This window comes from Tuberibacillus calidus DSM 17572, from assembly GCF_000430685.1.
GTDB lineage: Bacteria > Bacillota > Bacilli > Bacillales > Sporolactobacillaceae > Tuberibacillus > Tuberibacillus calidus.
In genome coordinates, this window is sequence record NZ_AUMM01000033.1 from 25237 (window position 1) to 42166 (window position 16930).

General features: G+C 40.0%; 11 protein-coding genes. 8 read left to right on the forward strand and 3 right to left on the reverse strand.

What is annotated here, in order from left to right:
• Nucleotides 1-13: 13 nt before the first annotated feature.
• The 7 genes from H532_RS0109640 (at nt 14) to H532_RS0109670 (ending at nt 14545) form a co-directional block, all read left to right on the forward strand.
• A complete protein-coding gene (locus H532_RS0109640) occupies nt 14-610 on the forward strand; it encodes a DUF1819 family protein (RefSeq protein WP_027725311.1) in 597 nt (198 codons plus the stop codon).
• A gap of 13 nt (nt 611-623) precedes the next feature.
• Entirely contained in the window at nt 624-1190 is a 567-nt protein-coding gene (locus H532_RS0109645) for a DUF1788 domain-containing protein (RefSeq protein ID WP_027725312.1), read from the forward strand.
• 19 nt (nt 1191-1209) lie between these two features.
• On the forward strand, nt 1210-4761 hold the full coding sequence (brxC, locus tag H532_RS0109650) for a BREX system P-loop protein BrxC (RefSeq protein WP_027725313.1): 3552 nt from the start codon (nt 1210-1212) through the stop codon (nt 4759-4761).
• A 58-nt stretch (nt 4762-4819) separates the two neighbouring features.
• Nucleotides 4820-8305 carry a BREX-1 system adenine-specific DNA-methyltransferase PglX gene (pglX, locus tag H532_RS0109655; protein WP_245566444.1) on the forward strand — a complete coding sequence of 1162 codons (3486 nt, stop codon included), beginning with the start codon at nt 4820-4822 and terminating at the stop codon, nt 8303-8305.
• Between the two features lie 81 nt (nt 8306-8386).
• A complete protein-coding gene (gene pglZ / locus H532_RS0109660) occupies nt 8387-10945 on the forward strand; it encodes a BREX-1 system phosphatase PglZ type A (RefSeq protein ID WP_027725315.1) in 2559 nt (852 codons plus the stop codon).
• 14 nt (nt 10946-10959) lie between these two features.
• Entirely contained in the window at nt 10960-13014 is a 2055-nt protein-coding gene (gene brxL / locus H532_RS0109665; protein WP_027725316.1) for a protease Lon-related BREX system protein BrxL, read from the forward strand.
• A gap of 202 nt (nt 13015-13216) precedes the next feature.
• Nucleotides 13217-14545 carry a hypothetical protein gene (locus tag H532_RS0109670; RefSeq protein ID WP_027725317.1) on the forward strand — a complete coding sequence of 443 codons (1329 nt, stop codon included), beginning with the start codon at nt 13217-13219 and terminating at the stop codon, nt 14543-14545.
• Nucleotides 14546-14716: 171 nt separating this feature from the next.
• On the opposite strand, the gene H532_RS0109675 is transcribed toward H532_RS0109670, so the two are convergent.
• The 3 genes from H532_RS0109675 to H532_RS20515 are packed head-to-tail and all read right to left on the reverse strand — an operon-like array spanning nt 14717 to nt 16152.
• Nucleotides 14717-15004: a hypothetical protein gene (locus tag H532_RS0109675; protein WP_027725318.1), complete on the reverse strand. Its 288-nt coding sequence runs from the start codon at nt 15002-15004 to the stop codon at nt 14717-14719.
• Nucleotides 14988-15974: a ParM/StbA family protein gene (locus H532_RS0109680; protein ID WP_027725319.1), complete on the reverse strand. Its 987-nt coding sequence runs from the start codon at nt 15972-15974 to the stop codon at nt 14988-14990. The genes H532_RS0109675 and H532_RS0109680 overlap by 17 nt, the downstream gene beginning before the upstream one ends.
• Nucleotides 15964-16152, reverse strand: a complete 189-nt coding sequence (locus tag H532_RS20515) for a hypothetical protein (protein WP_027725320.1) — start codon at nt 16150-16152, stop codon at nt 15964-15966. Before H532_RS20515 ends, H532_RS0109680 begins: the two co-directional genes overlap by 11 nt.
• Nucleotides 16153-16385: 233 nt before the next feature.
• On the opposite strand from H532_RS20515, the gene H532_RS0109690 reads away from it, so the two are divergent.
• A partial coding sequence (locus tag H532_RS0109690; protein ID WP_027725321.1) for an IS110 family transposase occupies nt 16386-16930 on the forward strand: 545 nt, incomplete at its 3' end.

Sequence of the window (16930 nt, forward strand, 5' to 3'; positions counted from 1 at the left end):
AAGGAGTTGTACCATGTCTCAAGAATTAGATTATAGTGCGACTTTAACTGGGGCTTCATTCCTGTTTTATGAATTCAAACAGGTCGTAAGTCTTGCGGAGCAAGGCTTTACTGAGGCGGAAATAAAAGAAAAGGTGCTGACCGATAATTTGTTTCAGTACAAAGTCAAATCAAGCCTAAAACGCAGCCTCCCCTCGGTTTTGCGTAGAGTAAGCGTATTGGATGCCACGCTTAGAAAATTGGTTCTGGCGGACTCTTTGGACTCAGGGAAAATCATTAACCTGTATGCCATTATGAAAACGGACAGGCTCTTCTTTGAGTTTATGAATGAAGTCGTCAGGGAGAAACTTGAAGCGGGCAATTTTCTTCTCGAAAAAAAAGATCTCAACCAATATTTTGCGTTTAAAGCAGAACAGGATGCAGGTGTTGCAAGCTGGACGGAACAAACAGTAAAAAAACTGAAGCAAGTGTTTGTGAAAATCTTATTGGAATCAGGGATTCTCAAAAACAAGAAAACAGGGGAATTGACCCGTTTGCTGATGGATGAACGATTGAAAAGGCACTTGATAAACATTGGAGACATTGCCTATGTAAAGGCAATGGGGGAATGAGCGTGGGAATATCATGGCGAATTTGAATAAGCGGCTGGATAAAATTATTCCGAAGATTAAAGAGGACAAGTTCATCCAAGGCAGAGGCCTCGGCAATGAGATTAGTTTTTATGTGTTTGATTACGAGCCTGAACATGAATTGGTGGTTCGGGATTACATTCAGCACATCAAGAAAGAATTTAGTCACGAAGGTTCGAACCGAAAAATTATTGAGTTTGACCTTTACAAAATGCTTATTGAGATTGCGAAGGAAAAGCGAATTTTTGAACGGATTTTTCATATGGAAGAGAACCAGGGGAAAGATGTTTTATATAAGGCAATGACAAATTTTGCTAAACCCGAAATCTTCCTTCAAAAAATAAAAGAACAGATACAGGATCATAATGTTGTATTCATCACGGGAGTCGGAAAGGTCTATCCTTTTGTACGATCCCATACCATACTCAATAACCTTCAGGAGATACTAGATAAAATTCCTGTCATCTTGTTCTTTCCAGGCAAATACGATGGCTTGTCTCTTCAATTGTTTGGTCGATTTAAGGACGACAACTATTACAGAGCATTCCGATTAGTGGATTAAATTAAAGGGGGAAGAGCCGATGCTGATCAAAGACATGTTTCAGAAAGATATTGAGCGAAACATTAAGGGTGTTATCAAGGTCGCTCAGACTGATGAGGACAACATTTATCAGGAACTTGACGAATATGTCGTGACTAGAGAACTAAACAGGCACTTATCCAAATTTTACGAGAATTATCAGCAAGGAATCGACGGGTACACCGATAAAATGGGCGTGTGGATTTCAGGGTTCTTCGGTTCGGGTAAGTCCCATTTCTTGAAAATCCTTGCTTACCTTTTGGAAAACAAAAAGGTGAAGGATAAAAGAGCGATCGACTTCTTTATGGACAAAATCCAGGACCCGTTAGTATTGGCCAATATGAAACGAGCGGCTGATGTCGAAACGGAAGTGATCCTCTTCAATATCGATTCGAAAAGTCCTTTGGATAACAAGTCCAAGGAAGATGCGATCCTTCGGGTATTTATGAAAGTGTTTTATGAACATCGTGGTTTCTACGGTGACATTCCAGGCGTTGCTGAAATGGAGAAGTATCTCACAAAAGAAGGCGTATACGAGGACTTTAAACGGGAGTTTAAAGCCCTGGCTGGAGAAGAATGGATTGATCGCAGGCATACCTTTTGGTTTGATGCCGATTTCGTCATCGGGGCATTAACAAAAGTGACATCCATGTCTGAAGAGTCGGCCAGGAATTGGTTCGAGAACGGCGTCAATAACTTTGAAATCAGCATTGAGAAGTTTGCCAAAGATGTAAAGGAATACATAGACCAAAAAGGAGACAACTTCCACTTAATTTTCCTTGTCGATGAAATTGGGCAATACATTGGCGATAGCCGTCAATTGATGTTAAATCTGCAAACGGTGGCTGAGGATCTTGGGACGTACTGCAAAGGTAAAGTCTGGATTATGGTTACATCCCAAGAAAGCATCGACAGCATTGTGAAAGTGAAAGGTGACGATTTCTCTCGAATTCAAGGGCGATTCGATACGAGGCTGTCCTTGTCTTCTATCTCCGTTGATGAGGTCATTAAAAAGCGGATTCTTCTGAAGAAAGAGCATGCCGCTGACATGCTCAAACTACTCTACCATGAGAAAAGTGCGATATTGAAGAACCTCATTAGCTTTAAAGATAGTACGGCTGACCTAAGAGGATACGAAGACGAGAAAGAGTTTGCGGACGTATATCCGTTTATTCCTTATCAGTTTAAGCTTCTCCAGAACGTGTTTGAGCAAGTGCGTAAGCATGGAAGTTCAGGGAAACACCTGTCTGAAGGGGAACGTTCCATGCTGTCCGCTTTCAAAGAGGCTGGACTTCGGTACAAGAACGCCCAAGAAGGCATTTTGGTTCCTTTCTATGCATTTTACGATACGATCAAAGAGTTTCTGACCCCTTCCATCGCAAGGGTGATTGAGGGTGCATATGAGAACCCAGCATTAAAAGATGATGAATTTAACATTGATTTGCTCAAAGTCCTTTTTATGATCAAATACATTAAAGAACTGCCAGCAAACATTGATAACATCGCAACACTCATGGTGACAAGCATCGATGAAGACAAGCTTGCACTTAAGGCGAAGATCGAGGTTGCGTTGCGGAAGTTGATTTCGCAAACCTTGATCCAAAAGAACGGGGAAGTCTATATATTCTTAACCGATGATGAGCAAGATATCAATCGGGAAATCAAAGGTATGAAGATTGATGAAGATCTCATCAAGAGAGAGCTTGCCAACTACATTTTTCAGGACTTATATGATGATAAAAGGTATCGGTACTCTCCGCAGTATCAGTTCTCATACAACCAAAAAATGGATGAGAAAAACTATGGAAATCAAACTTCGAGTATCGGAATTAACATCCTTTCTCCGTTGTCCGATCATTATGCCAAATCCGATCAGGAATTAATGCTGATGTCTTCGGGGAATGGCGAGATGATCTTGAAGTTGGGAGGCAGTGATGCCTATATCGAAGAAATGGAGGAAGTTCTCAAGATCGAAGAGTATCGAAAGAAAAAGAACCCTGCTCAACTTCCTGAAAATATTCAAAATATCTTGAACAACAAACAAGCAGAAGCGAGAGAAAGAAGACGAAGAGTACGTGACATGCTGGAGGAAGCGATAAAAAGCGGAGTATTTTTCATCAACGGTGACAAAGCGGAAATCAAAGGTGCTTCCGTAAAAGACAAAATCAACGCCGCATTTCATAAATTAGTGGAAAATGTTTATACAAAATTGGGGTATGTCAAGACATTCTTAGAATCAGAGAAGGATTTGGTCTCGATTTTAAGACGCAAGGATGAGCAACTTACCATAGATGGATCAAAACAAAACGAGAATGATTTGGCTGTTAAAGAAGTGTTTGATTTCATCAGCTTACAAGACAGCATTCAAAAGCAAGTCCGCGTAAAAATTCTTTTGGATCGTTTCAGCGACAAGCCTTATGGATGGAAGCCGCTGGATATCGCAGGTCTGATCGCCGAATTGATCAAAGGACAAAGAATACGAATTCGTTACAATGCGGAATACTTGGAACCTGAAGACGGCAATATGTTGAATGTCTTGACGAAAGCAAGCGAAGTGGACAAAGCGATCGTTATCAAGCGTGTGAAGGTGGATGAGTCCCTTCTGAAAACAGCCAAAAACATCTGTAAACAAGTATTCAATAAAACGGATCTCGCTGACGATGAAGACGGGCTGATGAAAGATATTCGTCACCTTATCGACCAACAGGTTGCGGAAATCAAAGCTTTGAAAAATCGTTATGAGGGCAGAAAATACCCTGGAAAAAGCCTTCTGGATAAGGGGCTTGAATACTTTGGCGAGTTTACGAAGGGAATGGACAATGTTTCGTTCTTTACCAGACTTCGTGACCTTGAAGACAACCTGTTGGATTGGGAAGAGGACTTTTCCTACGTTAAGAGTTTCTTTGAAAACCAGAAAGATATTTTTGACAAAGGGCTTCATGCTTACGACAAATACAAGGACAATAGCGTTTATTTGACCGCTGAAGAAACCAAGGATTACGCCGCTAAATTACAGGAGATTTTGACGGATCCGCTTCCGTACAGAAGAATTAAAGAGATTCCCGAATTGGTCAATAAGATCGACGAGGCAATTCGAAGGGTACTGGAAGAAAAAAAGCTGGCGGCGAAAAATGCGATTCAATTGGATCTTGACCATCTTCTATTGCGTTCGAACCATGATGGCGTGACGGATGAAACCAAAAATCGTATTCAAACTTTCTACGATGGGTTATTCCAGAGCATTGATAATTTTACCGATATCTTTAAGGTGGATGCAACGGTAACGCAAAGTTCCGCTTTCAAAGAAAACATGGATATTCGATTGAGCCATGAAATCCAAGAGTGGAATAATCGAGCGAAACCAGTGGTCAATGATGGAGGGGCTTCTTACGGAGTCGAGACGGTTGTTCAGAAGGAAAAAGTGAAGATCAGCAACTTGATTATGGATAAGACCCTAAAAACCGAGGAAGACGTGGATAAATTGCTTCATTCTCTTTCTGTGAAGTTAAAGCAAATTATCCGAAGCAATAAGCAAATTGAATTTGTGGAGTAATGGAAGTGTGCCGTGGCGTTCGCCGCGGCACATGAAACGAAGAAATATGGGTTGGTGAATGGATATGAATAAGACAGCGTTGAAAAACTTTGCAATCAATGCACGAAGAGAGTTGCTCAAAAAGGTCGAAGCGAAGGCTTTGAAAATCGGAATATCTGAGGAACACATCAAGAAAGCACAGATTGAAAGCTCGGATGCAATTTATATTGACGGCAAGCAGCTTTCGATCACCGAAAAGAAACAGCGGGATAAACTCATCCAACGGATCAAAGACATCGGTTTTAAGCAAGTGGTAGAAGAAGTAGCCTATACCTGGTTCAACCGCTTCATCGCATTGCGATTTATGGAAGTAAACAATTATCTTCCAACAAAAGTCAGGGTGCTGTCTTCCAGCAATCCTGACAACCCAGAGCCTGATATCTTGAAAGAGGCTTTGTCAGTTGATTTAGACATTGATAAAGAGCTTGTATATGATCTGAAGTTAAATAACAAAACTGAGGAACTGTACAAGTATTTGATTATTAAACAATGCAACAGTTTGAATAAATATCTTCCTTTTCTCTTTGAGACAATTGAAGACTATAAAGAGATTCTTTTTCCCGAAGGATTGTTGGCAAAAGACTCGTTTCTGCGGGAAATGACCGATACAGAGAAGATTCCTGAATCCGATTGGGAGAAGGTTGAAATAATTGGTTGGTTGTACCAATATTACATTGCGGAAGAGAAAGATCGGGTTATTAAAGCAAAGAAAAAGTATAAGAAAGAAGAAATTCCATTTGCAACCCAGTTGTTTACTCCTGACTGGATTGTACGGTATATGGTGCAAAACACCCTTGGACGTTACTGGGTAGAGTCACATCCAGAAGATCGGGATTTAATCAAAAACTGGGAGTTCTATCTTGAAAATCCAAATCCAGAACCAGACCTTGAAGAAAAACTGGCTCCATTTATTAATAAGGACCTTAAAGTAGAAGATATCAAGTGTTTTGACCCTGCAATGGGAAGCGGTCATATTCTTGTTTATATGTTTGACGTCTTGTATGAGATTTATAGCCGTTGCGGATATATGGAAAGGGAAATTCCAAGACTGATTATCGAGAACAATCTATATGGCTTAGATATTGATGATCGGGCTTATCAACTTGCTTGCTTTTCAGTTGTAATGAAAGCTGTTGAGTATAATAATAGATTTTTTAGAAGCATAGAGAGAGAGGGCTTAAAACTTAACTTAGCTTCTATTCAGGAGACGAATCACTTCATTGACGATGACATTGCATATTTAGCTGGAGAAAGTAACGAGGTAAGTTTTGAAAAGATAAAAGCATTCATTGAGCAGTTCAAAAATGCCAAGACTTTCGGATCACTTATAAAGGTTGGCGATTACGATAAGGAGTATTTAGAAAAAAAATTGGATCAAATAATAAATAATCCTGCTAAGGATATTTTTGGGGATAAGTCAAGAAGAAAAGTAGTTGAACTATTACCAGAGTTATTAAAACAAGCAGAAATCATGAGTCAAAAATTTGATATTCTGGTTACTAACCCCCCCTATATGGGAAGTTCCTATATGAATAAAGATCTGGCCATGTTTATTAATCAATACTATACCGATTACAAATATGATACATTTTCTGCTTTTATTGCACTATGTACAAATAAAGTAAAAGACAATGGACAACTTGGCTTTTTAACTCCTTTTGTATGGATGTTTATATCTTCCTATGAAAAATTGAGGAAATTTATTGTTTTTAACAAGAATATAAGTTCGTTGATTGAGTTAGAATACAATGCATTTCCCGAGGCTTGTGTACCCGTTTGTTGCTTTACTTTGAGAAATTATAAAGTTGACTTAACTGGTGAATATATCAAGCTATCAGATTTTAAGGGGGCTGAAAATCAAGAAATAAAAACTTTGGAAGCTATAGAAAACCCAAAAATATATTATAGATACTCTCATCGAAGTAGTAGTTTTATAAATATACCTTCTTATACAATTGCCTATTCAGCAAGTGATAAAATTAAGGAGTTATTTGCTAAAGGAACATCTTTGGAAAAGCATGTAGAAGCTGTCACAAAGGGGATTTTTACGGGTGATAATAAAAGATTTATTAGATTTTGGTTTGAGGTGAATAAATCAGATATTGATCGTAGAAAATGGAATAAATATTCGAAGGGAGGACCTTATAGAAAATGGTATGGAAATTCTATCTATGTAATTAAATGGCATAATGATGCTCTTGAATTAAGAAATTTTCCTGGAAGCGGTATGGGAGCTTCTAAATATTATAATTTACCACATATTGTCTGGTCAGGTATAACAATTTCTAATATCTCTTTTAGATATGATTATGATGATGTTTTTTTTGATGATGTAAGTCCCGCTATTATTCTAAAAAAAGACCAAGTATTGAAATATATTACCTTGTTAAATTCAAAACCGATAAGCACTATTTTAAAAATTATTGCTCCCACAATGCATTATCAAATCGGGGATATAAAAAAAATACCTGTCATTCCAATAAATCAGGAATTACAAAGTACCGTAGTTGATATAGGAAATAATTTGATAAAAATATCGAAGCTGGATTGGGACTCGTTTGAAATATCATGGGATTTTAAAATGCATCCAATGTTAATTCACAAAGATTCGGAATCAACTCTTGAAAATACATTTAATAAGTGGAGTGATTTTGCAGAAAAGCAGTTCTATAAATTAAAGAAAAATGAAGAACAACTAAATAGAATTTATATAGAGGTTTATGGATTGCAAAAAGAGATGGCACCTGATGTGAGTGAAGAAGAGGTAACGGTTAGAAAGGCAGATAGAGAAAGGGATATTAAATCCTTTATCTCCTATGCAGTCGGTTGTATGTTTGGAAGATTCTCTTTAGATGAAGAAGGACTTGTTTTTGCTGGAGGAAAGTTTGAACCAGAAAGGTATCAGAAATATCCTGTTGATATGGACAACATTATTCCCGTTCTCTCAGGAGCTTATTTTGAAGATGATATAGTATCCAAGTTCATCGAATTTGTTAACGTGACCTTCGGCGAAGAAACTTTGGAAGAAAATTTGGAGTTTATTGCTGATACACTAGGCAAGAAAAACGGAGAAACAGCAAGAGAAACTATCAGGAGATACTTCCTGAACGATTTCTTCAAAGATCATGTCCAAACATACAAGAAGAGACCGATATACTGGCTTTTCACCTCTGGAAAACAAAAAGCGTTTAACTGCTTAATTTACATGCATCGTTATGACAAAACTACTCTGTCGAGGATCCGAACAGACTACTTGCATCCGCTTCAAATCCGACTTGATGCTGAGAGGAAATCTCTCCTTGAAGTGATTGAGGGAGGCGGAACTGCCAAAGAGATCAGCAATGCGAAAAAAGAATTGAAGCAGTTGGATTTGAAAATTGATGAACTGAAAGCATACGACGAAGTGCTTCATCATATGGCGGACATGCAAATAGAGATTGATCTGGATGACGGTGTGGCTGTGAACTATGCCAAGTTCAACGGTTTACTTGCAAAACTGGATTAGTTTTCGGTTACAATGGGGATATACCAGCTTTGTCTTGGTATATCCCTGTCTATTAGCCTGTTACAAAGGTGTTGAGAAGCAATGAATATCGATGAAATTGTAAACAGTTTAAGGACAACTTTTCAGCAACCGTTGGGTGATGGAGAGCAACGGAAGATTGTCTTTTGGATGGATAAAGATCAAGAGTTTGTTGATTACATAGACGATATCCACATTGAAAACGTGAAAGTTCATAAGTGGACTGAAACGAATAGTTTTTACACGAAATACTTGCTGGAGGAAGAAGACCCAGGTTCTCACTATCTGGTCTATTCCAACTTGGACTTGAGTCTGGAAGAGAATTGGCTATTGGATACTTTCCTTTATTCGAAAACCTTCTATGCGGATAAGATCTCACTCATCATGAAGGAGTTGAACATTGATTCATCTTTAAGAAGTGTTGTGAAGAAATACGAAAAGTTTTTTGGCAATAAAGAGCGGCTTCGAAAATTTAAGGCATATGGCATTCCTTCTTACACTCAAGAAACCATTGAATTAGCGATCATGAGTGTATTATGTAATCTCAAATCTCTTGATTTTGAAGATGCTCTCAAAGTCATTCTGATGGATAACCTTGATGACAAAGAGAACAAATATTTGCAACAGATCGAGAAGTATTTTGACATCCATGTTTTCTGGAGATATGTAACCGAACGATTTGGCTTCGAGCAAGAGAACAAATCACTTAAGACTCTGTTCATTCACTTGACTGTCACGACGCTTAGTCATTCCGTGGATGAAAATCATCTGTCGCTTTTAAAAAACTACATCGCGAATCACAACAAATCAAATGCTTTAGTATTTATTGATCACTGGATGCATCATAAAACGGATTACCTTGTGTTCGACCAACTTTCCGAGACTGTAGAGAAGGAAATCAAGCTTGCTGATATTGTGAACCAACTCCCTGTTTCAGAATTCAAAACAGCGGATACGTTTCCTTACTTCGATAAAGCGATCATCATATACATTGCCAACAGCTTGGACGCAAGACTGGAAGATTATGAGGAGTATATCAAGCTGATTCAATTACGCCGAGCCAAGCATTTTTATGAGAGGTTTCAATACATTTATGAAGCCCTGTACTACACTGTAAAAATGTTTGAGTTCTACAAGAAGTATCATATGGGAATTCCACAAGCTCAAGCTTCGGACATGTATCGAGCGTATGTGGAAGAGTACCATAAGATGGATATGTACTACAGAAAGTTTTATACCGCATTTGATCATGACACAAACAGTGAAATTTTCAAAAAGCTCAAAGAAATGATTGAGAACCTGTATACCAACTGGTTCATGGGTCAATTAAGTTCGTATTGGTCTTCCGCGGTTGAAGCAGAGATGAAAACAAACTGGGCGATCCCAGGAATACAAAATCAAAAAGATTTTTACAGAACCTTTGTCGCTCCGAAAATTCGCCAAGGTGAACGAGTATTCGTGATCATATCCGACGCTCTCCGCTATGAAGTAGCGGTTGAACTCGCGGATAAACTCAATTCGGAAACGACAGGAGTTTGCGATATTGAGGCACTGCTGGGTGTAATCCCTTCTATCACAAAGCTAGGCATGGCGTCCTTGCTTCCGTATAAAAGTTTGGAAATCGACATGGATGGCAGAGTTCTTGTAGATGGAAGAACTTCAGCTGGTCTTGATAATCGAATGGAAATTTTGCAGACGGCTGTCCCTGAAAGCATAGCAATACATTATCAAGAGTTATTCGCCATGAATAAAGCGGGTAGAAGGGAAACCTTTAAGGGCAAGAAACTGATTTACATCTACCACGACAGTATCGATGCCATTGGAGATAAAGCGTCTACAGAAATCTACACATTTACAGCGGCGGAAAGAGCGATCGAGGAAATATACAGTATTATCAAGATCATTCGGGATGATTTAAGCGGAACGAATATTTTTGTGACAGCCGATCATGGATTCGTCTATCAACGGGAAGCGTTAGAAGAAAGCGATAAGATCGAGAAAGAAGGTCTACATGCTGTTGAAGTGAAAAGAAGATATTTGCTGACTCAGGATTCGGGGGAAAGAACGGGTTTGCTTGATATTAGTATGGATTCATTAATCAAGAATGAATATCGTTTAACGGCATATGTTCCCAAAGCGACGATTCGATTTAAGATGCAGGGTTCTGGGGTCAATTTTGTCCATGGTGGAGCAAGCTTGCAGGAGATTGTAGTCCCGCTCATCAAGTTTAAAAATATCCGAAGCGGACAGAAGAACAGCCGCGAGATTGAAAAAGTGGATGTGAAGCTCACCAACACGACGAGGAAAATTACGAACAGTTTGTTCAACTTGACTTTTTTCCAGACCGAAAAAGTCGAAGACAAGCGAATTCCTCGTACTGTAAGGATTTATATGGTCGATGATACTGACTCCGTCATTACTAATGAAGAAATCCTAATTTGTGACCGAACTTCCGACAAACCAGACGATCGGACTTTTAAGTTACGCTTTGCCTTAAAGTCGATCCCATACGATAAGAACAAGGATTATTACCTTATCATCAAAGACGTTGAAACAAACGTAGTCGTTGAGCGAATACCATTTCAAATTAGCTTGGGGATCGTAAGTGAGTTCGACTTTTAGAGAGGGGGACAGGAATGGAGCCACTAAGAGAAGACCGCTCATTGGATCTAGACCGAAAACTTAACGAAGTGTTTTCGGGCAGGGTCGTTCGTAAAGATTTGACCAAAATGATTAAAGAAGGGGCCAATGTCCCTGTTTATGTACTTGAATATTTGTTGGGCATGTACGCGGCGACTGATGATGAGGAGAATATACGGGAAGGGTTGGAACGGGTCAAGAAGATCCTCGCCGAAAATTTTGTTAGACCCGACGAAGCCGAAAAGATTAAGTCCAAAATTCGGGAGCTTGGGCAATATTCCATCATTGACAAGGTCACGGTATCCCTGAATGCGAAGATTGATACCTATGAAGCCGAATTTTCCAACTTGGGCTTAAAAGGTGTTCCCATCTCTCCAAACTATGTGAAGGAATACGATAAGCTTTTGGCTGGCGGCATTTGGTGTATGCTGAAGATGGAATATTTCTTTGATGAAGAGGTAAAGAACCATAATCCGTTCAGAATCAGTAGCCTGAAGCCTATCCAACTGCCCAATATGGATTTGAATGAGGTGTTGGAAGGCAGAAAAAGTTTCTCCAAGGAAGAATGGATGGATGTACTTATTCGTTCGACTGGAATGGAACCGACGCATTTTGAGGAAAGGGTCAAATGGCATTTGCTCTTAAGGCTCGTTCCGTTGGTAGAGAACAACTACAATTTATGTGAACTTGGTCCAAGAGGAACGGGTAAGTCCCATGTTTATAAGGAGATCTCTCCGAATTCTATTCTGGTATCTGGTGGGCAAACGACTGTAGCGAATTTATTTTACAACATGTCCACGAAGAAGGTCGGATTGGTCGGTTTATGGGATACGGTCGCTTTTGATGAAGTGGCGGGCATCCAGTTCAAGGATAAAGACGGCATTCAAATTATGAAAGACTATATGGCTTCTGGATCATTTGCCAGGGGTAAGGAAGAAAAAGCGGCATCCGCCTCTATGGTTTTTGTCGGAAACATTAATCAGAGCGTGGATTCGTTAATCAAGACCTCGCATTTGTTTGCCCCGTTTCCAGAAGCGATGGCGAACGATACGGCGTTTTTTGATCGGATGCATTATTATCTCCCAGGCTGGGAAATCCCGAAGATGCGGCCCGAGTTTTTTACTGATAAATACGGGTTTATCGTTGATTATTTGGCTGAATTTTTCAGGGAGATGAGAAAACGTTCATTTTCCGATGCCATTGATAAGTATTTTAAATTGGGGAACAACTTGAATCAACGCGATGTTATTGCTGTCCGTAAAACGGTATCGGGGCTGATCAAGCTCTTGTACCCGCATGGAGAGTATACAAGAGAGAATGTTGAAGAAATCCTGAAATATGCCCTTGAAGGTCGAAGAAGGGTAAAAGAACAACTGAAGAAGATCGGCGGTATGGAATTCTACGATGTCCACTTCTCCTATATTGACAGGGAAACGCTGAACGAGGAATATGTTTCCGTCCCAGAACAAGGCGGTGGAAAGCTGATCCCCGAAGGTATGGGGAAACCTGGTCATGTCTATACCGTTGGCCATGGTGATTCAGGCATGATCGGGGTATATAAGCTTGAAAATCAGGTGGTTTCTGGAACAGGGAAGTTTGAAAAATCGGGCGTTGGATCCCATCGGGGTGCAAAAGAAAGCCTGGACACTGCTTTCCGATATTTTACTGCCAACTGCAAAAGCATAAGCAGTTCTATCAGTACGAAAACGAAGGATTATCTTATGCATATCAGCGACCTTCAAGGCATCGGGTTGACGGAAGAATTGGCTATTGCTGAATTGGTTGGGCTGTGTTCAGCGGCTCTGGAAAGACCTGTTCAAGAGAGTATGGTGGTACTTGGCAACATGACTGTAGGAGGAACGATTGCCAAAGTTGAAGAATTTGCAAATGTATTGCAAGTATGTGTTGATGCAGGGGCAAAGCGTGTATTAATTCCAGCATCGTCAGTTGTGGACTTGCAGACTGTTCCACCAGATTTGCTGATTAAGATTCAACCGATCTTTTACGCAGATCCGACCGATGCGGTGTTTAAGGCTTTAGGCGTGAGCTAGTAAATACGGACATTGTGGGAACTCCGCCGTTGTGTACAATAAAGGGATCGGCCTGGCTCCTAAACACCTTTTCTTTCTGTTCTGATTGGAAACAACGGAAAGCCATTTTGGATGAGGAAGTGGTTCGGGAACTGTGAAGCATGTAATTAAAAGAAGATGGGGAAATGTGAAAATAGATTAATTTAGGAAGGAGGGTTTTCCAATGAAATTAGCGATAACGAAAAAGGATCAGACGGTGCTTCTAATCAGTGAAATTACGAAAGATTATAAATGGTTTTATGAATTGCTCGAAAAAAACGATCGGATTACTGAGGCACTCGTTGAATCTCTAGATAATGATCAGAAGAACTTTATAGAACACATGCTCCCCGTTATATTACAACAAGCAATTTTAGAATGGAGAGAGAAGGCTCAGCTCCCAATAGATTTAGGGGAAAATAAAGAAAATTGGACGAATTGTTCACTTTGTGGACAACCAAACCGATATATACATTTTATCGTCAATAGATTAACAGGAAAAGAGATTAATGTAGGCAGTGATTGTGTAAAAGAGTATTCTTTTAACGACGGAAATACGGAGCATCAACGTAAAGAAGCGAGGAAAATTCGGAGGCTAAATATTCTTAATACAGAGTTGCCAGGTATCAAGCGTACAATAGAAAATTGGCTGAATCAATTGGAGAATTTTGAATTGTGGATCCCCCTGGATTTGTCAAAGAAATATCGTGATATCGGAGAACAACTTAAAAAGAGGTACGAAGATTTTTTGGAAGGAAAGGAATCGGAAAATTCGATATCGGAATTAAAAAATCTTATTGAGCAAGGGCAAAAAGAACTTGAAGTATTTCGCTCTTACTCTAATGATAACCGAGACAACAATTTTCTTGTTACAAAAGAGATGTATAGATGGATACAAAGGAATATGGGCAATCCAAGTGTCAGAACGGCATTTGAACAACTAAAAAACGATGGGAGGATTACTTACCAAATCGCACATAGAATTTCTGAGGAAGGGTTTATGAAGAAAATTGTTAGGCTGATGAACCGTCATTTGGAGGAAATGCAAATAGTCATAGAGGAAGCCCGAATTGCTGAAAACAATTATAGTTTTTATGTGGAACAACTTAAAGGTTGCAGGTTTTATATCTCTCATCAAGAGTTATTACAGAACTTTGGATGGGTTTTATTTGGTGAAGAGCCTTTTGTCGAAATCAATGCCAATGAATTTGTAAAGATCGGTAAAGTAAATGATGAACAATCAATGTACGTTTTACTCAAGGCTTTAGCAAGGAAGTTAAGAAAAGAGCCCATAAAGTTGAATGGCTATGATTATGACTTTAACGAGATAGTCTTATTTGACGAAAATGGAAGATGCCATAAAGTGGTGAATTTAAAAGCTTTCGTTTCAAAATACAAGGTATTAGCCATTTCTGATGATAAGGATCTTTTACGGGGAATTAAAGGTGAATCTGGACACCTAATCAATCTAAATGAATATCGAAAGAGCAGGGATGGCTACATTCCACTTTAACAAACACCTAATATAGAAGCTCTCGCACTTAACTAAAACTCCATCCCCAAAGTTCCAAATTGTGAATTATTCATTTAGTATAATTTCTGTATTGATGTGTTTGGATCAAGGAAAACTCCGCCGCTGAACTCAAAATGTTCAATCATGCGGAGTTTTTTCTATTTTGCCATCCTAACTGAATAATTTGTCAATCAGCTCAGCATCTTCTTGAGAAATATGTTCTACTTGTGAGGTAGAAGGCTGGTTCGTGACGAGAGGTAAGCCACCTTGATTCTGCAAAATCTCCATCACAATCGACCTGATATTCTCATACGTGACAGTGGATTGGCCACCGCCGTTAATGTACGCTTCGACAGCTTTTGCGATGTAATCGCTCTTGTTCGGAATGCCCTGTAAATGCTCATAGACATGTCGGTATTGTTGCTTAAAGGATATTGATAGCTTAAGCCGTTTGCCCATACTGTTTTGCCTCCAGGATTTTTAGAAAGCTAAGAACGTTTGCAAACTGAGGATCCGAATGAATCAAAGCGGCAGGGAATTGCATTAAAATGTAGTCCCTAAGCAAAAGCGACCCCCCTCCCACGAAGATCATTTCTGTATTGTTAAACGTCAACTTTCGGCTTCTGGCATGATTGAAAATTTCCTTGACATGGTCGGCGATTAACCTCTCAATGATTTCCTTGCTGTCTTCTTGCTTTTCTCCGTTCAGATACAAGTATTTGTCTTTGAACAATTGTTCCACATCACTATCCGAAATCGTTGTTCCATACTTGCTGGTTAAGGTATCGGCAAGTTTCGAACGAAGAATATTTACCCCATGGTCGGTGGTTATCATCTTGTCGTATTGAGGGACAAGATGGTTGAACTCCAAGTAGTTTATATTCAGTGAACCTATATCAACCACAAGAGCACGTTTATTTCGATATTGGTTTATATCGCTGTATATTGGACCGATCCCTTCTGGCAATAGAAGCAGTTGGTTAATGCGAAAGACGAATGATTTTCCATTAACTTTGATGTAAATAGCTTGACCACCGTTTCGAATAAAATCAAAATAGGCGTTCTTATGTTTTTCATTTTTATAGAGACTCAGAGGAATGTTGATGGCAAGCGATATATCGGCAATCCCTTTGCTCTGCCTTGATTTTAGCAAGAGCTGTGTAATCGCCAGGTAAATACAAAGCAAATGTTCCTTTGTGTGCTTCGTTAAATCAAAATTTGTGCGATCTTCCCCGACCATTTCGCCAATGAGGAAGCTCTTCCCCTCAAATTCTACCAGGAACGAATTCGGGGCAATTTCCGCTCCGAAATCACTGACTGCCTCGACTTTTGTCCAAAACTTAATCCTGAGCAACGTCCCCTCCTCTTTCATGACACCTTTGGTAGTATTCTTCCCGCTGTCGATTGCAATCAAAAATCTATTGTGCATTCACATTCCCCCTCGTATAATAAGTTTCAAATCCACGGTTGATGTCAATTTCCAGTTCATTTTTGCACATTGACAAGTGAATATAGGTTTTGTATTCCGGGCGAGCCCGGAATACAAATTTCGGACTTGGACGCTTCGTGATGTTCCCGGATAATGGTCTTAGGATCGTTTGGGTCAATGCTTAGTCCTCCTGTAGCGATGACTACTTATAAAGTCTGCATCCCCAGGTTCTTGCCTGAACGTCTAACCCGTAGGCCGTTCCTCCGGATCCCCGTGCTGGAAATGAGCAGTTCCAGGCAGCCCACGGACCGGATGAGTTCTCATACGCGAGGCTGATTGATCGGCAAGCCATCTGGGGATATCCCGAAGCGTCCGATGCCATCGATCCTAATACGGAGAGGAGGAAACGATATGCCCTTATTTGTCGGTATTGACGTGAGCTCTAAAAACCTCGAGGCCTGCCTGATGGATGCCGCCGGGGAAACGTTGGTCACTCGAACCGTCACCAACAATTTGCCCGGTGCAACGGAATTGAAGGCGGTCATTCTTCAACATGTGAAGAAAGATGACTCTATCCAAATCGCTATGGAAGCGACATCCGTTTATAGTTGGCATCCGGCCATGTTTTTCCACGAAGATCCTGAACTGAAACAGCGTCAGACAAAGGTGTTCACCTTGAATCCGAAGCTGGTAAAAAATTTCAAAAAGGCTTATGCCGAAATGGACAAGACCGACCCAAAGGATGCCTGGGTCATTGCGGATCGCTTGCGTTTTGGGCGATTGCCGAAATCTGTCATTCAGTCAGAACAATACCTTGCCCTTCAACGGTTAACCCGGATGCGCTATCATCTGGTTCACAGTTTAACGCGAGAACAACAGGTCTTTTTGAATCATCTGTTTTTCAAATTCAGCGCTTTTAACCTTGAAGTGGATACATCGGCCTTCGGCCATGCCAT